The organism is Rhizobium sp. AP16 (assembly GCF_000281735.1).
GTDB lineage: Bacteria > Pseudomonadota > Alphaproteobacteria > Rhizobiales > Rhizobiaceae > Rhizobium > Rhizobium rhizogenes.
Genome location: NZ_AJVM01000001.1, coordinates 216,924 through 235,381 on the forward strand (window position 1 = coordinate 216,924; position 18,458 = coordinate 235,381).

Here is an 18,458-nt window from a genome sequence, read left to right on the forward strand (position 1 = left end):
GAGCAATTGAACTGGCATATTAGCTCAGCCGGTTGGCCACCACCAATATCAAGTCGCTCCCCAACGCATGATCTCCGACGCGCTTTTAAACACTCTTGGGAGGCTGCCCATCCTATACTCAAGTATAGGGTGACCTAGACGAACATCCGATATCTCGATGGGGATGACGTGGCGTAGCCTCGGCCATCGAAATTTGACCGCACCGGGGACACTCCCACGACAAGCGACAGCATAAACCCAGAAATGTCGCTTCGCCGGTCGGGAGGCTACCCGCCAAAAGGGCCAAAATCCGATAGCGCATGTTGATCCTGCAAACCAACAGACACGGGAGAGTCTGTCGGCCTGTCAGCGGCATGCGTTCACCCAAGGAGATGCAAGTCCCATTCGAAAGGGAGATAGAAATGGCAACATTCAATCGTCGCGATGCTCTTGTCACACTTGCCGCCGGTGGCTTGGTCGCCGCGGCTTCACCGGCAGCATTTGCCCAGGAACTGCCGCAGCCACGCCGCGGCAGTGTTGGCGGGGATGATCCGGGTCCGCGCAACATAGGGCGCGATCGTCAAAATCCCGACATCCTCAATCAGCCGGTCACCGATGCCGGTACCTTGCCCAATTTGCGGTTCTCCTTCGCCGACGCGCCGACCAAGGAATACCCGGCAGGCTGGACGCGCCAGATCACGGTTCGCGAGCTTGGAATATCAAAGTCCATTGCCGGCGTTGACATGCGGTTGAACGCCGGCGGCGTGCGCGAGATGCACTGGCACAAGGAAGCCGAATGGGCATTCATGCTCTATGGCAATGCCCGCGTCACTGCGGTTGATTCCGACGGCAAGAATTTTGTCGGCGACGTTGGTCCAGGAGATCTTTGGTACTTTCCCTCCGGAACACCCCATTCCATTCAGGGGCTCGGACCGGATGGCTGCGAGTTCCTTCTCGTGTTTGACGACGGAGGATTCGATGAGGACAGCACATTCCTCATGAGCGACTGGTTCAAGCACATACCCAAAAACATACTTGCCAAGAATTTCGGCGTTGACGCCAAAAGCTTCGACAAGCTGCCATCGCCCGGTGAACGCTACATTTTCAATCTTCCCGTTCCTGGCAGCTTGAGCAGCGACAAGATAGCGGGCGCGGTTTCTGTCCCTGTCAGCCTTACCCACCAGATGAGCGCCCAGGATCCGATCAAAAGCAGCGGCGGTACCGTTCGGATCACCGACTCGAAGAACTTTCCCGCATCCAAGACTATCGCAGCCGCACTCGTTGAAATTCAACCGGGCGGCATAAGAGAACTTCATTGGCACCCCAATACCGACGAATGGCAATACTACATCGAAGGCAGCGGACGCATGGGCGTTTTCGCGGCGAACGGACACGCCCGCACATTCGATTTTACGGCCGGAGACGTCGGCTATGTCCCATTCGCGATGGGGCACTACATCGAAAACACCGGCGACAAGCCGCTCAAGTTCCTGGAGATGTTCAAGAGCGATCACTATGCCGACATCTCTCTCAATCAATGGCTGGCACTGACCCCACCGGAACTGGTGTCCGGACATTTGAACTTCGACAAGGCAACGATGGCGGCCTTGAAGCAAGCGAAACAACCCGTGGTGAGCGGCACCTGAAGGGCCATCTAAGCGACGTTTCCGGACGGCGTCATTGCCGTCCGGAAATGGCAAAACGGCCAATGTGATCAACTCTTGATGCGCGCTTCACTCCCCGAGGAAATCCCGTGTACGAAGAAACAATCGACAAGCTTTCCGAAATAGGCAAAGCCAAGTCCGTCGCCGTTCGGCGCAGTCCGCTTGCGTTCATTGTCGGTTCCGCAATGGCCGGTGCCTATATCGGCTTTGGCGACATCATCATGTTCACCGCGGGCGCACATGCCGACCCTGCCTGGGCTCATCTCGTTATGGGCGCCGTTTTTGCCTCGGCATTGACGATCGTCACCTTTGCGGGCTCCGAACTGTTCACCGGAACGGCAATATACATGCCGCTGGCACTTCTCAGCAGGCGGACAAGCATCACGGACACGCTCAGCGTATGGATCACTTGCTGGTTCGGCAATCTTGTCGGGGCGCTCGCGCTCGCCCTGCTTTTCAAGCTCGGCGGCGGCGGTGTGCTGCTCGGCGATGGAAATGCCACGTTCATTACAGCCGTGGCTGCCAAGATGAATGTTCCATCGGGTGAACTGTTTGTCCGGGGCCTCATCTGCAACTGGCTGGTTTGTCTGGCCATATGGATGTCCTACCGCACCCAGAATGACGCTGCCAAAGCCATCCTTATTTTCTGGCCCATCATGATCTTCGTTGCCGCGGGCTTTGAGCACAGCGTGGCGAATATGTTCGCGTTTGCGCTGGCCTTGTTGAGTGATCACCCGGCGACGATCACATTCTACGGAGCGGTCCATAACCTGACATTCGTTACGCTGGGAAACCTGGCAGGCGGCGGATTGATGATTGCCTTGGGATACTGGGTGCAAAGTTCCGCATCGGGGCAAAAAGAAGCGGCGTCGCCGGAGATGTCACATCCATCGACCCCGGCAACCAAAAACCGCATGCCCGCTAATCGGGGGTAATCAACTCTAGGTCTATCGACCTTTTGGAAATCCTCGCGGTGGAACGGGTGGGCAGCGACCCTGCAATCGGCGAGCAAGCCTTCTTGTGCGAGTATGAGGGCACAGGTACAGGCGCCGATCAGGGGAACGCCAGCGGCGGCTGCTGCCCTTAGATAGTCGCGGTGGCGCTCCGGTTCGTCGCGAAGATGCCGGAGTAGCCCCCCTTTTGACGACAGCGTCGTCGAAATCCGTCGGATTGATATAGGGAAGATCGGCCGGCACCCTGAGGCCACAACTGGCGCTTGCCTTATACCCTCTCTCGGCCATGATCGACCAACGGCGGTGTACAGGGCGGGAATTGTCCCCGAAATTGGCGGCGTGCCGAAGCGATTCCAAGATGCCCGTCAGCGACATCATCGGAAAGGTCGGCCACAGAAGGATACCGATTGTCAGCTCCGGCTTTGGGTCGCACGCGCCGAGCAACCGTTCGAGCCACAAGCCGTCGAGCCAGCGTATGTAGTCGTCGCCTTTAAGTGCAGAGGTTTCAAATGCATTCGACATGGTCATCGTCTCGTCAGCGGTGACGATATTTGAAACCGATGTCCTGAAAACCAAAAAATGAGTTGGGCACTCCGCCAGTCCGGTCGCGCCCCGAAGACCGAGTACCGTGGCGAGTTCGCGGGGAGGCGGAACGGCTTCAAATTCGGTATTGCGTCTCGTCTCCTCGCTGAAGGCGGGATACGTTGCGCCGTCAACGATGCTGCGGAAATTGCCGAGAACATTATACTTTTTAATCCGATTATTTTGCGGAGACCTGATCGTCGATCGGGTCCCATGCAAAAGAGAACCATAATCGTCTTCAGCTTGGTAGGCGGTTAGTCAGTGTCGGGGTGAAAGAGGCAAAGCCCCGAGAGATGCGTTTCCTCGTGTCCGACGGATTCTCACCGTAGGTCATTCTGTAGACCGTTGAAAAACGGCCAAAATGGAAGAAACCCCACTTCAGACATATGTCTTGCACCGATCGCCGATTTGAATGATCCAATAGATCCTCCCGAACTGCTCGCAAGCGCATAGTCCGCAGAAAGGCCGCCGGCGTGGTTCCCTTGAAGGTACGAAAGCCTTCTTCGAGAGAGCGAATAGAAACTCCTGCCACCTCGGCCACTTTCTGCATCGTAAATGGTCGGTCGATATTTGCGCGCATGAATTCGATAGCGCTATGCACATGACGTGGCGCGATCATATGAATTTTCTTATCCAAGTGATGTGACAACCGATGGGGGATCGATCGCACGATCATGTCGGCAAGTGTTTCGGTCAGGTTTGATATGGCAATTGGGGAATGGCACAATGGTCCGGCGTCACGTATGCCAAGAATGATCACCTGGCCAAGACCACCGATGACCTGGCCGGATGATGTGGAAAGATCCACCACAGGCGACAAATCGAGCGCGCCGCTCAGCGGGATTTCCAATATATCGGCGACTTTCTGTGCCATTGCCGTCCAGTTCAAACGCAACACTTGGGACCGATGAGGCTCCCCTCGAACGGAAAAGCGTTCTGCTTCGCGATTGTTCACCAGTAGCATCTGGCCCGGCACACCTTCTATGACGTTTCGGCCGCGTGCCACATCGATGGCGCCGGTAAGCGGCAGGAGGATTGACAGCCACTCCTGCGTTTCCGGTACTGCTTTGGCTCTCCATTCGGAGTGATACTCGCCAATGATCAACGACAGGGTGCCATTGGACCAGAGATCGGCCTTCCAGTCGAATGTTCGTCCTCGAGTAACAGGCCATGCCTCAAAAGGACCGAAGCTCTCAGTAAAAGTCTCGACCATATGGTCAAAGGTTGCCCCCTGAAGGCGAGACACATGATTGGACCGCGCGGTTTCTTGCATATTCAAGCTCAATAAATTAGAATAATAAATATAAGTTGGGTGGTGAATGCTCCTCCTCATGCACCCTCGGACCGTGCCGTGAGTTGGCGATAGCACTCGTGAACATTATTATCGTTCTCTCGATTTATGGACCGATCGGTCTATAATTGCTAAATTTTTCACTCACTCGTTTCAAGTATAATTCGTCTCAGGTATCGAGATTGGACAGCAGCACATTGAGCGCAGTTTCAAGGCGCGCCTCACCGGCACCCGCCCGCACCATGACTTGGAAACCAGGAAAGGCGACGACGAGAAGAGATGCTATTTCGCGAGACGATCTACTGCTCTTGATCGAACCGTCGGCCCGGCCTCGCTCGATGGTGCTGGCGAAAGCGTCCTCGATAAGCTGAAAATCCGCTTCCACTCGCCCGCGCACCTGCGGATCGTAAGGCGCCATTTCAACCGCCTGGTTGGTACTCATACAGCCAGATGTAAATTCGACCGCTCTTGCATCAGCGATAATCTTGCAAAAGAAAGTCTCAAGCGCATTCCGCGCCAGCCCCTTGTTGAGTGTGATCTCCAACTCATGTGCTCGCGCCACCCTATAGACGTCGTAAGCAGCGAGAAACAATTCCCTCTTGTTTCCGAAAGTGCCGTAGAGGCTGCTTTTGCTCAAGCCAGTAGCCTTGAGCAGCTCTGTTAGGCTCACTGACTCGAAACCCTTGTTCCAGAACAGCTGCATGGCCTTGTTTAGAACGTCTGCGGTATCGAATTCCTGAGGGCGGGCCATTGCAAATCCTACGCCGAGCCACAATCTGGACCAATTGGCCCTTTTGTTTTCAACTAGAAACTCCAGACCAAAAGATCCAGAGTTTTTTTGAGAGTAGCTGCATCGTAAACCTGATCGGCCTTCCATCGAACTGTGCGGTGAGGCGGCACATTCAGCTTTGCCCGGATCCGCTCTCTCATCTTGACGTTTAGACTGGTTTGCGTGAGCGAGATTTTGATTTGGGTTATATCGAGCGGCTCCCGGTTTATGCCAGATTCGCGCCACTTGCAGCGCGCCCTCCCGGTGCAGCGAATGCCTCCGGTATCTTGAGCCCACTTGGTCGAATGCTCGTCGCGACGTTGTGCCCCAAGAAAAAGGAGGGGTAGGACATTCCTCATTCATGCCGCTGAACTTCGAAGCGCGCTGTCAACCCAGCAAGAGGGGACAGCCTGAGCAATTCGTTGAGACTGATGTTTTCAAGGTTTTCAGAAAGAAGATCGCCTACTTTTCCGACCGAAATCCCAAGACGCGTTGCAGCTTGTGGCCGCGTTATTTTCCAAGCTCGAATTTGATCCCTGATAGCTCTTAGCAAGCAAATCCTCATGTCAAAAGCGCTCAGGACATCGCAAGCCAATACTAGAGATGGGACGGCAGAGCTTGAGGGTTCTAGATCAGACATAGGAGCGCAATGTTCGAGGTTGGATGTATGGGGATCGGCAGATAATCGGACGCAAATCCCTAGGTCTACGGCATCATTTCTGTCTTCTTCAAGAGATCAGCGAGACCTTTGCTCTACCGAGCCTTGCCTAGCCGAGACTGAAGATCGCTCAAGGACAGGCATCCTACTGCCCGACAAAAGCGAAGTACCGTCGATTCACTAACCCTCGCCAACACGGCCAGTTCCACACCTGTTGCAGCGGCTGCCCGAGCGATATCTTCAATCACGATGTCAGCAACGCGACGTTCAGACTGACGAAGCGTTGAATATGCGCAGTCGATAAAATAAATCGCGTCTGCTTGAATGGATTTACTTTCTTCCAAAACCTCTCGCCTTTCTATGCAGGTACATTCCAGACTATATGTGTCCAGTATCCAACGCGTTGAGCCAGCCGCGTCAGGTCTTTTATGAGGAAGCAATAAGCTGTCGGACTTATGTGTAGATGGTTAGCACAACTGCCTCAGTATCCGGTTTCCGTGTAGCATGTCCGCATTCCGCAGTATTCTGTGAGTAATCCATCCTTTGCTGCTGCTGTTCCCCGGGGATGGTCGCACTTGGCCTACGGGCTATCTGGAAAACCGGGCCACCTCGCATACGAGGACGACGTGTAGAGGGGGCCAGTATCACTGGTTTGTGTAGCATGCCTGAGCCACGAGACCGGTTCCACCAGCGAGTGATGTTAGGAGACCCGGTAGCGCCGTCGTAAACTGATAGGTGAGATTGACCTGGGAAAAGCCCGCCAGGCCATAGCAGCTTGCGTTGTGATCGAGCGCGATTGAGGCAGGATCGAGATTTACGAACCAGCCCGCAGCCTTGGTCTCTGCAAATGTGATTACCTTGGAGGTGCTGTAGGCTCCCCCGTCTTCGCATTCCAGCTGCGGGATACCCATGCATCGGGCGGTCGCAATTGCTGTTTCGTGGAGAGCGTGGCTTGTCCAGAACAAGCGACCGAACTCTACAATACCAAAAAGCATCAACAAAAATGCTGGCATGACCAGAGCGAATTCCACAGCACTGGCGCCAGACCGGGACTGCCGGAGTTTCTGGAGTCTGTCGATCATTTTGTCTGAACCACCGCACTGGCGTAGATGAAGCCGTCGTTGACGATACCGTAGCCGGAAAACAGAGGCGAATAGGATTGTTTCGCGGCAATCACCACATATTTGCCTGCATTGGCACCATCAGGACAGGAGGAACTACAGGTCTGTTGAGAACCCCAATCGAAGGCGACCGCCGTCCCGGTCGGGCAGAAACAGGCACCCGTCGAGCCTGGCGTGCCATCGATTTTTATCGTGGCGCCGTCATAGGCGGCTTGGACCCCGTCGTTGACGATGATCGAGCTACTTGTGTCACCGGACGTATATTGGCCGGCAATCATAAGGGCCAGGTTCTTCGCCAACTGATTGTCGTTTGTGCCGTCGATCTGGTCGGCATGGACGATTGTATAGCTCGCACTGTTGGAAATAGCCGCTTCCAGCTGGAAACGAGCAAAGATCAATGCGCCGATGTCGGAACTGACCGCCATGATGAGTATGAAGATCGGCGCCAGCACAGCGAACTCAATGGCAGCATTGCCCCTTGTGTCATGACGCAGGATATCTGCTTGATGAGCCGTCTTATGAATGGCTTTTTGGAAAACGAACTGAACAAGTCTCATTGGATCAAGGCCACCTTACCGCTGCCAGTTGACAGGACGCATTCCGACATGGTCTGGGAGCCACCGGACAATGAAATACTGGCACCAATCAGTTGAAGACAACCGCCAGGGACGTTCCCTAGAGAACCGCCGCCGCCGAAGTCGATTTTCCCGTTTGGAAAGTAGAATGCGCCAGAGATCTTACCAGTGCCTCCCGAGGTGATCTCCGCGCCCGTGGTGTTGCTCGAAGATTGCGGGCCGATGACTGCCAAATTGGCATAGGTGCCGGATTGGGGTGCCGTGAGGGTGATGGCATTACCGCCAGTCAAACAGAATGATTTTCCATTGCATTCCCAGTCGGAGGGTGAGGCGACACCCGAAATGATGATCGTCACATCTTTTCCGGAAACAGCGACGGAATCGCCGCAACTCGCACCGCCGGTGTTGACCGAGAAATATCCGTCCACCGTGTAGATGCCGGCTCCAAGCCTGGCGCCTCCCGCCAAGTTGACGTTGCCGGAAATGTCATGCTGCGCGCTGGCGGGAATGGTGATGCAACTGCCGCCACCGCCGCCGTTGATGCCACCATTGACACGAAAGCTCCCCGCTCCCGAGCTGGCGTCCGCCATGGAAGTGACCGATCCACCGCCGACCCCAATGCCATTGCTGCCGCTGGACTTGCCGATCGTATAGCTGTTGGACGCGCCGGCCCCGAGTTTCAGAGTGGCGCCATCGCCGGTGTAGAAACCTGCATCCAATATAAACGAGCTGGGTCCACCAATGGTGAGTTTCCCGGAACTGCAGAGACTATAGCGGGCATCACCGCAATTCTGGTCACCCATGCCGAAATGGAAGGTACCGGCTCCGAACGTCAGATCTGCACCATAGACACCCTTTGCAACATTGAAGGTGCCATCTCCAAAGACCAGCTTCGTGCCGAAGTCATTCTGGATCCGGCCCGAGAAACTGTAGATCGTGCTCTTGCTTCCGGCGGTGTTGAAGTTGACCTGCACATTGCCGTGAACGAGAAGCGAACCCATGCTGATCTTCGAACCAGAGCAGGTAATATCCCACTTGGTTGTCCAGTACTGATTGTAGTTGGCAGGATCATAGCTGCACCCGACCGCGTCAATTGCGGCCGCGGTTACGCTCGGAGAGGAGCTGCCGCCAAATTCGATGTCAGTGCCATTGCCTGTCGAAACCTTGCTTGGCCATGTTGCCTCGCGAATTGTATCGAAGCGACCGCTCAACTTATCCACGCCGGCGTTGCCCTCGAGAGGATCGCTGGTGTATTGCTTCGTTACCGGTGCCGGACTGCCGTCCGCCCGCACGATGTTTGTCGACCATGGGCAAGGCTGTGAGGAGCCTTCATAGTAAGACGCACTCTTGGCGGTGATCTTCGTGCCGCAGGGGGCAACCAGATTGCTGTTGGAGGCCACGTAGCAACTACTAGCGTTGGCTTGGACGCCTCCTGACAGCGTCACCCCCGATGCCGATTTATCCAGCGCAATGATGCAGCCGCTCTCGGCCGCGCCCAGCGACGAGTAGGCCTCGGTCGCGATATTGAGCTTCGAATCGACCCCCAGAATAGGCGCCAGGAACAGCGTGTTTGTGGTCGTCACATCGACATGAACGGCCTGAACCCGTGAATCTTTCGGGGAAGCGGTCAAGGATACGACGACGTTTGCGGCATCGACCCCATTGAGCTTCGCCACGCGGAGAGCAGCGTCCGTCATCTGATCTTCAGAGTTTGCATTGCTATAGGCGAGCGCTCCGGCATAGGAGGCAAGATCCGCTGTCCGCTGGTTCTGATCCCGCACCAGCAGCCCATAGCCGTATTCAATCGACAGTGCGGCGAAACCGATGACAACGGGGAGGCAAAAGACGGTCATGATGGCAATGCCGCCTTTACGATCATCGCAAAACAGCCTGAGATAGTGCAGAAGAACTCTGATTGATCGGTTCAATGTCTTCCCTTTAAAAATCGCTGAGCAGGAGACCGGATGCTTCCCGCTTTCAAAAGTCGTTCGCTTGCTCATCCTGACTTGCATCAATCAACAGATGGCCCGCAGGCCGCCAAGCGGCGGACGCATCAGACTAAATTGTCAATGCGGGACCATGCCGAGCCTGTCCGCTGTTTCTCGCGAGCGGTCAGCTGTTGCACTTAGCAAGGCAGTGTGGAATTCTTGGCGGGATCATCCCACTCATGCGAACGGTCACGAACGCATTTGCCCGACTGAATCTTCGCTATGGGGAGCGAGGCTCCACTGCACCGCGATGAGGGTCGTCATGGCACGTTTCACAAGACCGCCTGTTCATCAACAAAATCTTAAGAGGCAGAGGAAGCGCACACTATCCTGCGCTGATCGGATCCAGTCAGCCTAATCTGGATAGTGATGTGGCCGGGCGGCAGGCGGGTGCGGACGCACAGGAAAGACGATTGGCTTATGTACGAACTTCGCTGCTGATGCCCGTCTCCAATGTAGGGAAAACTCAACTTCGCCGCATATCGCGGCCGTCGCAGGCGTCGACATCATCCGCGTCGTTTACCGCTCATTTCAAACGCGTTTCCAACAGCACATATCCATGCCGACAATGGCACCGTCAGCCCACTGAATGCCACCGCTTGTTTAGTATTTCCGCATCCGATCTGGTGCAAGTTGAGCAAACGCGATCATATAGTCGGGAAACCAGAATATGGAGCGCCGGCTGGGCTTCATGCAACTCGATATGGAAGGCCATGCTGGTATCTTGTTGAACGCGAACTGCCGCATGGACTCGATAAGTTCCATGTCCAGCTGCGCAAAAATCCCGAGGTCAAGCGGTTCGTTTCCTCGGACGATCAAATAGCTCGGGCCAACGGCGCCCAGTAGAGTCATTGGATGAATATTTCCGACGGCAATTTCAATAAGGACTATGTCAGCAGGGTTCGTACGATTGGCACGGTGCATGCGCGGATCGGTCTTGAGCCGAATGGTACATTGGCGGATACGCCATCCTTCTCGATCATTTGATCAATAGCGCGGTCGAAGAAATCTTCCCGAGGGGCAGCGTGTTTTCCAAAAAGATGACGAACGCTGGGGACTTCAGCAAAGCACTCGCCAGCATGGCCATACGACCAATCTGCAGGGCAATTGGGCCGTCCACGATGTCATATCGAATGGGCGGCCCAGGATCCCGAAACAAATCAATCATCATGATTGAAGGATCGAGTCGGATTAGAGGCCAGGTGATTTCAGGTTTCAACGGTATGTTTCATTTGGCAACGAATTGGAGCTATCTTTGATGCGCCAAATGGATAGGATTTCCGTTGATCGTCCCGATGTTGAACCCAATGTTAACTCCTGGGGCCGAGTATTGATGTCAAAGAAGTCGGCTGCTCAATAGGTAGGTAGTTCCGTACTCCACGCTGACCTGGCTGATGACATCCCTGAGCGCAATCGAATGAGTCGACTGCACCTCTTCAAAATGAATCCAGATGGCCATGAGGCCCAACGGACGCAGTCGCAATCAATGGGCTGCGGCATCACGCAGCTCGGTTTCATAGTCTAGACCCTCGGGCCATGGCGGCTACATGTAGCAATGCTTCGGTTTCGGGCGGCATCTGACGCCCCAAACGATGAGCCTCCAAATCATGGTTCGATGCTCTAAAGTCAGTCGCTCTCAGTCTTGGTCCCGCGGTGATCAGCCATATGCGAGTGCCTTGTTATGCCGGCGGCCAAACCATCGGCTCAGGCTCCGCTGCCATCTGACGGAGGCAGGCACTGACCTACGTCTCATCTTTAAAAGAAACACTCAACCGACCATGATCTGCGAGAAAAACCAACAGGGCGCGCAATCGTGAAAATACGTTTGGCCCTGTTGAATAGTATGTTTGCAAAGGCCCGGGCCTTCATGTCCATACCTCTGGACAATCCGGAATTGCTGAAAGCGCAGTACCAGGCCTTCTCCTATCAACTGCCGCTCATGTACGTCATCCTCCTCACGAATACGTGGGTACTTGCCGCCACTCACATATCCGTCGCTCCCGCCTGGCTGGTTGTCTACATTCCGGCCCTCCTGACGCTCGCTTGTGCGGTTCGCATTGTGTCGTGGTCGCGCTCGATGCGGATTACTCCCACCCCTGAACTCGCCGCTCACGCCCTGACGCGTACAAATCGCCTCGCCGGGATCATGGCCATTTGCTTCACCGCCTGGGCCCTGCTGTTGTTTCCCTATGGCGACGCCTATGCCAAAAGCCATGTTGCCTTCTACACGGCGATTACCGTTATCGGCGTCATCTTCTGTCTGATGCATTTGCGCCCGGCCGCCTTCACCGTGGCTGCCATCGTCAACGGCGCGTTCTTCATCTTCTTCATACTGTCTGGCAATGTCGTTTTCATCGCCATTGCGATCAATACCGCACTTGTTTCGGGAACCATGCTGGTCATCCTTCTCGTCTACTATCGGGATTTCACGCGGATGGTCGAGGCCAAGGTAAGGACCGAGGCACTCAGCAATGAAAACTCGCGGCTTGCCAATCTCGACAGTCTCACCGATCTCCCCAATCGCCGGGCGTTCTTCTCTCATCTCACCAGAGCTGTTTGTGAAGCGCAAGCCGAGGGGCTTCGCCTTGCCGCTGGCATAATCGATCTTGATGGTTTCAAGCCCGTCAACGACCTTTATGGCCATGGTGCGGGCGACAAATTGCTCTATGAGGTCGGGCAGCGCCTTGCGCGCTTGTGTTCCGGGAATGTCTACCTTGCCAGACTCGGTGGTGACGAATTCGCGCTGATCGTTTCCGGGCTTTCGGACGATACCGAACTTATGGCTCTTGGTGACAATCTCTGTCTTACACTGCGTACCCCATTCCTTCTTACCGAAGCAGCGGTCCAGATTTCGGGATCCATCGGTTTTGCGGTCTATCCGGAGATGGCCGCTAACGTGGAAGATCTCTTCGAGCGAGCCGACTATGCGCTTTATCATGGCAAACGCACCAACCGTGGCAACGCCGTTTTATTTTCATCAGACCATGATGCTGAAATCCGGCGTGATGCGCGCATCGAACAAGCCCTGCAGATGGCCAATCTGCGCGAAGAGTTAAGCGTGATGTTCCAGCCGATTGTCGATGTCCGATCGCATGAAACCATCGGGTTTGAGGCGCTTGCGCGGTGGACGAGCCCTATTATCGGAAAGGTTTCTCCGGCTCAGTTCATTCCAGTGGCGGAAAGGGCAGGCTTCATAAACCGCGTAACGCGGCCCCTCCTGGAAAAGGCGCTCGCTGCTGCTGCTGATTGGCCAATGGGGATTCGTCTTTCCTTCAACTTGTCGGCCCAAGACCTGACGTCACCAGAAGGTCTACTGCACCTTATAGCCATTATTCATGCAAGTGGTTTTGATCCCAGACGTCTTGATCTGGAAATTACCGAGACAGCCTTTACAGCGGACTTCGGACAGATCCAAAGCGCAATCACCACTTTGAAAGCGCTTGGCTGCGGCATATCGCTTGACGATTTTGGGACTGGCTACTCGAGCCTATCTCGCCTTCACTCCCTGCCGTTGACTAAAATCAAGATTGACCGGAGTTTTGTGACTGACTTGCATGAAAAGCCGGCCAGCTACAAGATCGTCAAGTCTCTATTGGCGCTCGGACGTGATATGGGTCTCGACTGCGTTATCGAGGGGGTCGAGACAAGGGAGGAAATGGACGCGCTTAAGGAGCTCGGGGGGCTTATAGTGCAGGGCTATTTCTACTCACCGCCGATTCAAGAGACCGATATACGCGACTTCCTGAAGTTGCCGGCGACAGAGGCTATGGGCTAGGTCGCCGCCGGTTTTTTGAGATGCGAACCAGCATTCGGTCGACGATGGAAATTCCAAAATATAGAAATTTCGGATATATTGCATTATTTTCCAAATAATGTTTGAGCTTTGAATCTTTCGCTCTTATCTTCGTTTCCGGGAGAATGAGGAAGGCAATGCGGGATGTCGGTCAGGGCTTGGTTGAGCAGGGGATCCCTGTCCACACCAACGCCGGCGGCCGGTCACCCGCCGTTGCCGGGAGGAGGAAAAGATGATTTTGGCCAATGAAGAAACCGGTACCACCGGACACGAGGCGCTGCGGGTGGAGGATGGCACCGTTGTCACCCTGATGCCGCAAACGGCGGGCGGATCCCGATCCGGGTCGATCGCCCTGGTGACCCTGGCAAGGGGTGGCGTCCTGTCTTCTGTAGCGACTGCGCGATGTGAGCTCGCGCTGGTGGCGCTCGCGGGAGCAGCACGCCTAGAGGTGGATGGCAAACCCCATGTCATAGGGCCGTTTCAATGCTTCTATATCGGTCAGGCTGCGGTCACGATCCGTGCATCGGAGCACTTTCGGCTTCTGGTGATAGCAGGTGATCTCTCTGCGGCTGACGGCAAAGCACCCGTGGCTCCGCGCATGATCGATATCGTAACTGCGCCAGATCACCCTTTTCATATGCCGGAACAGGGCTTTTACCATCTCTCTGCCCGCTGGCTGGTTGATGGAGGCATCGGATCGGACAAGCTGGTCATTGGACAGAGCACGTTTGCTTCGCACGACGGCGCCCATGAATTGCACCGCCATGCGCATGGCGAAGAATTTTTCTTCGTTCTCGAAGGGCAGGGGGTGCATCTCACTGAAGATGGCGAATATCCGATGGCAGGCGGCGACCTCGTCTTTGTCCCTTGTGAGGAATGGCACGGCTTTCGCAATACTGCCTCAACCCCGGTTCGGGCACTCTTTGGCTTTCTCGGTGTGAATTCGCTGGATGGTGCTGGCTACGAGCTACATGCTCGGACCATCGGAATGGCAGGCGGTCGGTGATCCCCCTTATCGCGCGCCGGATGCAGAGCCTTTCACTTTTGCCTGTTTTCGCGGAGGAAGATCGATTGGTGTTGCACGAAGGCAAGTAGCTTCGTAACCGCGTCGGAACCGGTCCGGGCGGTCGCGGGATCGGTACCGATCAGCGTCACGACCGCCTGCGCCTCTCCCTGCCAGTCAAGGATCGGCGCGGCAATGGCGACCAGGCCCGGAATAAAGCGCCCATCCACCGATGCGTAACCGGCTTGACGGATCATACGGCGAAGCTCTTCCACGCCGCTTGGGCTCGGTGTCATGTCGGGGAGGACGCCGGAACTCTTGCGCGCGCGTAAAAGCTCGGCTTCCAGTACGGGTCGAATTGGCACCTGCGGCCCCCAGACCATGAAGCAACGACCTGTCGCGCTGTTTAGTAGAGGCAGGGTGGTGCCAAGGCCGATCGAGGTGACCGTGGGTTGTGATCCACGTTCCCATCGCACCGCGGTGGCACCATTATTGCCCCACACGGCCAGAAGCGCAGTCAAACCTGTTTCGGCGCACAGGTCAGGCAGGTCATCCGCCGCGCGGTTGACAAAATCATGCCGTTCGAGCGCCGCAAGGCCAAGGAGAACCGCACCGCGCCCGAGATTGTATTTACCGGAGCGCCCTGCCTGTTCCACAAGACCAGCCTGGACAAAGGAGGCAAGATAGCGATGCGCTTTGCTAAGCGGCATGTCGCACTGCTTGGCAATCTCTGAAAGCGTCAGTGGTCCCTTGACGGTGGTCATGGCCTGCAACAAACGAAGTGCCGCATTCAGCGACTGGATGCCGCCGCTGCCATCGTGCATCTGGGGTACGTCTTGGGAGTTATCCATCTGCCTCTAGGGCCCTTTTGAGTGGAGCGATCGAGGCCGCGATCATACCGGTATCAGTTTCCTTGAAAAGGCCGCGCACTTCAGCGCCTGTCGCGCAAAGCACATCGCCTTTCCAGACTTCGTAGCCGAGGGATACGGTTTTCTCACCCCATTCCTTCACTACGAGATCAATCCGGATTCGGTCACCATCCTGCAAGGGCCGGTGAAAACGAGCGCTCGCTTCGATGAGGCCAACCCCCTTGGCGCCCAGCTGTCCGCACAGGGTGGAGTGCCCTCCGAAGCGTGCCAGAAGTGCGTGAAAGGTGCGATCGAACCAAGCGTAGAAGTGGGGATAAAAGACGATCCCGGTCGGGTCGCAATCTCCGAAGGAGACGCATTGCTCAAGCGAGCCATGTATTTCAATCATTTCACAATCCAAAATCTATTGCACAATATGAAATCATGTGTAGCTTTCCGTAAGTGTACTGTCCATGCAGAATCTGGAGGAGATGAGCATGCAAGGTCTCGGGAAGGTTGAAATCCTTGGAGGGGGGCCTGCGGGTCTCTATACGGCCATCCTGCTGCGGCGGATGTTGCCCAACGTGGTGGTCCGAGTGACGGAGCAGAATCCGCAAGGGGCGACTTTTGGCTTTGGTGTCGTGTTTTCCGACCAAGCGTTGGAGTTTCTCAAGGCGGAAGACCCGGAGATCCATGACCTCGTCGAGCCGCAGATGGAGCGCTGGCGCAATATGACGCTGAATCACCCGGAGGGTCAGGTGACCCTGGACGGAGTTGGCTTTACGGCAATCGGGCGACTGAATCTGATCGAAATTCTACGCAAGAAGGTCCAGGAGCTTGGCGTCGAGGTGCGCTTTGCGCATCCCATCACTTCGCTGGATAAGCTTGAGGGCGATCTCATTATCGGTGCCGATGGCCTGAATTCTCTGGTGCGGCGGAGCGACGAGACGGTTTTCGAGACGACGGTGGAGCATTTCAGCGCACATTTCGCATGGTTTGGCACGAACAAGGTCTTCGATACGCTGACGCAGACTTTCATCCGAACGGACAAGGGGCCGCTGAACGCTCATCATTACCGCTTTTCCCCAACGACCAGCACCTTCATCGTGGAATGCGAGCCGGAGACTTTCGAAGCCTGGGGGTTTGACGCCATGTCGGAGGCGGAAAGCGCCCGCGTCTGTTCGGAGATTTTCAAGGATGTTCTCGATGGACAGCCATTGATCACGAACCGCTCCATGTGGCGAAATTTTCCCCGTTTGTGGTGCGATCGGTGGTTCGCCGGCAATCACGTCATTCTGGGGGATGCGGCACATACGGCGCACTTCTCGATCGGGTCCGGCACCCGGCTCGCCTTTGACGACGCGATTGCCCTGGTCAAGGCTCTGGCTTCCCACGGCGAGCTTTCGGACGCCCTGTCAGCCTATGATGCTGTGCGCCGTCCGATTGCCAGGAAACTGGTCAATGCGGCCAACACATCCGCTAGCTGGTATGAGACCTTCGGCGAAAAGATGGCCATGGCGCCCGTAGATTTTGCCTTCGACTACCTGATGCGTTCCGGCCGCATGGACATAAACCGTGCGCGCCAGCTCGCCCCCGGTTTCATCGCTCGTTATGAGACGGAGAAGGCGGCGAAACAGGGCGTGGTGACAGATCCGGTGGGCGATGGGCTGCCGGGTGAGCTGGAAATCGGCTTCAACCGAGCCGCCCACCCGAATTGCTCATCGATCCTGTGGGACAATCTCGCCCGGAATCCGGACAAGAGCGCCATCATTGGCCCTACCGGTTCCATGACCTACGCGGAGTTAATCGCCGATGCCGCGCGCTGGGGGAATGCCTTTCGCGCCGCCGGGCTGGAACGCGGAGACCGCATACCCTTCTTCCTGGATGATACGCCCACCTATCCGGCCGCCTTCTTCGGGGCCGTTAGGGCTGGTTTCGTTCCGGTACTCCTAAACACCATGACCCCGATCGACACGTTGAATTATTACCTGAAGGATACGGGAGCCAGGCTTGCACTCAGCGAGGCCGCCCTGCTGTCGCGGTTCACCGGCGAGGCTTTGGTGGGAACGGCATTGGAGACGGTCGTGGTCGCCAACGGTGCGATCCGGGGCGAAAGGCAGGTGCGTGCAGAGGACTTCCTTGCCGACCAGCCGGCAACGCTCGACTGCTCCGATACCGGCCCGGATGACATGGCTTTCTGGATGTATTCTTCGGGCACGACCGGCAAGCCAAAGGGTATCGTTCATCTGCATCATGACATGGCTTACACCCAGGCCTCCTTCGGCGACAACGTGCTGAAGCTGCGGTCGGACGACATTGTCTTTTCGGTACCGAAGATCTTCTTCGCCTATGGTTTCGGCAATTCCCTGACATTCCCTTTCTCGATCGGAGCGACGGTCTTGCTGATGCCTGGCCGACCCGATCCGGTCAGCATCCTTGCGTTCATCGAAGCCTATCGGCCGACTGTGTTCTTCGGCCTGCCGACACTCTATACAGCGCTCTGCCGCGCAGATGCGGTGCAGCATCGCGATCTCAGTAGCATTCGCCAATCCATGTCCGCCGCGGAGATTCTGTCGGAAGATGTCTACCACGCTTGGAAGGCTTTGGTTGGTTATGGTCCGACAGAGGGGCTCGGCTCCACGGAGGTGCTGCATATCTACCTGTCCAATGCGTTGGATGATCATCGGCTGGGATCGGCCGGAAAATGCGTGCCGGGATATGAAGTCAAGCTGGTGACGCCGGAGGGCAATCCTATTCAGCCCGGCGAAGAAGGCATCATGCTGGTGCGCGGCAATTCCTCGGCGCCCTGCTATTGGAACCGTCCCGACAAGACCCGCGAAACCATGCTTGGTGACTGGATGTGGACCGGGGATCGTTTTGTGGAGCGCGATGGTCATTACTACTTCCAGGGGCGCGCCGATGACCTGGTCAAGGTTTCGGGACAATGGGTCTGGCCGCTGGAGATCGAGCGATGCCTGAACGAACATCCTGCAGTGCACGAATGTTGCCTCCTTGCGCAGGAGATGGAGGATCGGCGCATGTCGTTGCATGCGGTCGTGCATCTGAAGGCAGGCCAAGCCGGGGACGGCACGATGACGAAAGTGCTGCAGGACTACGTCAAGACGACGCTCCTGCCCTTCAAGTATCCGCGCGCGGTCACCTATGTTGCCGAATTGCCGAAGACCGGCACGGGCAAGATCGACCGGCAGGCCGTAAAATCCATGGTCTGATCGC

Annotated in this window: 16 protein-coding genes and 1 pseudogene; 6 read left to right on the forward strand and 11 right to left on the reverse strand. The window is 56.1% G+C overall.

Features of this window, described 5'->3' with window-relative positions:
* Positions 1 to 401: 401 nt before the first annotated feature.
* Together PMI03_RS00945 and PMI03_RS00950 are read left to right on the forward strand one after the other, a co-directional pair.
* Positions 402 to 1,625 carry an oxalate decarboxylase family bicupin gene (locus PMI03_RS00945; protein ID WP_007688974.1) on the forward strand — a complete coding sequence of 408 codons (1,224 nt, stop codon included), beginning with the start codon at positions 402 to 404 and terminating at the stop codon, positions 1,623 to 1,625.
* Positions 1,626 to 1,732: 107 nt separating this feature from the next.
* Entirely contained in the window at positions 1,733 to 2,578 is an 846-nt protein-coding gene (locus PMI03_RS00950; protein ID WP_007688976.1) for a formate/nitrite transporter family protein, read from the forward strand.
* On the opposite strand, the pseudogene PMI03_RS30800 reads toward PMI03_RS00950, so the two are convergent.
* The 8 genes and pseudogenes from PMI03_RS30800 to PMI03_RS00985 all read right to left on the reverse strand — a co-directional run.
* Positions 2,563 to 3,124 (reverse strand): annotated as a pseudogene (locus tag PMI03_RS30800) (DJ-1/PfpI family protein); the annotation flags it as partial. The gene PMI03_RS00950 and the pseudogene PMI03_RS30800 sit on opposite strands and share 16 nt — an antisense overlap.
* A gap of 292 nt (positions 3,125 to 3,416) precedes the next feature.
* Positions 3,417 to 4,451, reverse strand: a complete 1,035-nt coding sequence (locus tag PMI03_RS00960) for a helix-turn-helix transcriptional regulator (RefSeq protein ID WP_007688978.1) — start codon at positions 4,449 to 4,451, stop codon at positions 3,417 to 3,419.
* A 187-nt stretch (positions 4,452 to 4,638) separates the two neighbouring features.
* Positions 4,639 to 5,220, reverse strand: a complete 582-nt coding sequence (locus PMI03_RS00965) for a TetR/AcrR family transcriptional regulator (RefSeq protein ID WP_007688980.1) — start codon at positions 5,218 to 5,220, stop codon at positions 4,639 to 4,641.
* 373 nt (positions 5,221 to 5,593) lie between these two features.
* The gene (locus PMI03_RS31970) at positions 5,594 to 5,878 is read right to left on the reverse strand and encodes an XRE family transcriptional regulator (RefSeq protein ID WP_080515880.1); all 285 of its coding nucleotides are present in this window, start codon (positions 5,876 to 5,878) and stop codon (positions 5,594 to 5,596) included.
* A 113-nt stretch (positions 5,879 to 5,991) separates the two neighbouring features.
* Positions 5,992 to 6,336: a hypothetical protein gene (locus PMI03_RS31975; protein WP_080515881.1), complete on the reverse strand. Its 345-nt coding sequence runs from the start codon at positions 6,334 to 6,336 to the stop codon at positions 5,992 to 5,994.
* A 204-nt stretch (positions 6,337 to 6,540) separates the two neighbouring features.
* On the reverse strand, positions 6,541 to 6,978 hold the full coding sequence (locus PMI03_RS00975) for a TadE/TadG family type IV pilus assembly protein (protein WP_007688982.1): 438 nt from the start codon (positions 6,976 to 6,978) through the stop codon (positions 6,541 to 6,543).
* Positions 6,975 to 7,574: a TadE/TadG family type IV pilus assembly protein gene (locus tag PMI03_RS00980; protein WP_007688984.1), complete on the reverse strand. Its 600-nt coding sequence runs from the start codon at positions 7,572 to 7,574 to the stop codon at positions 6,975 to 6,977. The genes PMI03_RS00975 and PMI03_RS00980 overlap by 4 nt, the downstream gene beginning before the upstream one ends.
* A complete protein-coding gene (locus tag PMI03_RS00985; protein ID WP_158008722.1) occupies positions 7,571 to 9,592 on the reverse strand; it encodes a TadE/TadG family type IV pilus assembly protein in 2,022 nt (673 codons plus the stop codon). Before PMI03_RS00985 ends, PMI03_RS00980 begins: the two co-directional genes overlap by 4 nt.
* Positions 9,593 to 10,435: 843 nt before the next feature.
* Here PMI03_RS00985 and PMI03_RS31420 point away from each other — a divergent pair.
* Positions 10,436 to 10,567 carry a hypothetical protein gene (locus PMI03_RS31420; protein ID WP_007688988.1) on the forward strand — a complete coding sequence of 44 codons (132 nt, stop codon included), beginning with the start codon at positions 10,436 to 10,438 and terminating at the stop codon, positions 10,565 to 10,567.
* On the opposite strand, the gene PMI03_RS31425 is transcribed toward PMI03_RS31420, so the two are convergent.
* The gene (locus tag PMI03_RS31425; RefSeq protein ID WP_012649199.1) at positions 10,560 to 10,799 is read right to left on the reverse strand and encodes a hypothetical protein; all 240 of its coding nucleotides are present in this window, start codon (positions 10,797 to 10,799) and stop codon (positions 10,560 to 10,562) included. The two genes, PMI03_RS31420 and PMI03_RS31425, sit on opposite strands and share 8 nt — an antisense overlap.
* Positions 10,800 to 11,447: 648 nt before the next feature.
* On the opposite strand from PMI03_RS31425, the gene PMI03_RS01000 reads away from it, so the two are divergent.
* Both PMI03_RS01000 and PMI03_RS01005 read left to right on the forward strand, forming a co-directional pair.
* Entirely contained in the window at positions 11,448 to 13,355 is a 1,908-nt protein-coding gene (locus PMI03_RS01000; RefSeq protein ID WP_012649200.1) for a bifunctional diguanylate cyclase/phosphodiesterase, read from the forward strand.
* Positions 13,356 to 13,605: 250 nt separating this feature from the next.
* Positions 13,606 to 14,379 (forward strand): cupin domain-containing protein, encoded by a 774-nt coding sequence (locus PMI03_RS01005; protein WP_007688990.1) that lies wholly within the window; start codon positions 13,606 to 13,608, stop codon positions 14,377 to 14,379.
* 32 nt (positions 14,380 to 14,411) lie between these two features.
* Here the strand turns inward: PMI03_RS01005 and PMI03_RS01010 are convergent, their stop codons facing one another.
* On the reverse strand, positions 14,412 to 15,200 hold the full coding sequence (locus tag PMI03_RS01010) for an IclR family transcriptional regulator (protein ID WP_234907784.1): 789 nt from the start codon (positions 15,198 to 15,200) through the stop codon (positions 14,412 to 14,414).
* A 19-nt stretch (positions 15,201 to 15,219) separates the two neighbouring features.
* Positions 15,220 to 15,633 (reverse strand): acyl-CoA thioesterase, encoded by a 414-nt coding sequence (locus PMI03_RS01015; RefSeq protein ID WP_007688992.1) that lies wholly within the window; start codon positions 15,631 to 15,633, stop codon positions 15,220 to 15,222.
* Positions 15,634 to 15,721: 88 nt separating this feature from the next.
* On the opposite strand from PMI03_RS01015, the gene PMI03_RS01020 reads away from it, so the two are divergent.
* Entirely contained in the window at positions 15,722 to 18,454 is a 2,733-nt protein-coding gene (locus tag PMI03_RS01020; protein ID WP_007688993.1) for a benzoate-CoA ligase family protein, read from the forward strand.
* Positions 18,455 to 18,458 lie beyond the last annotated feature (4 nt).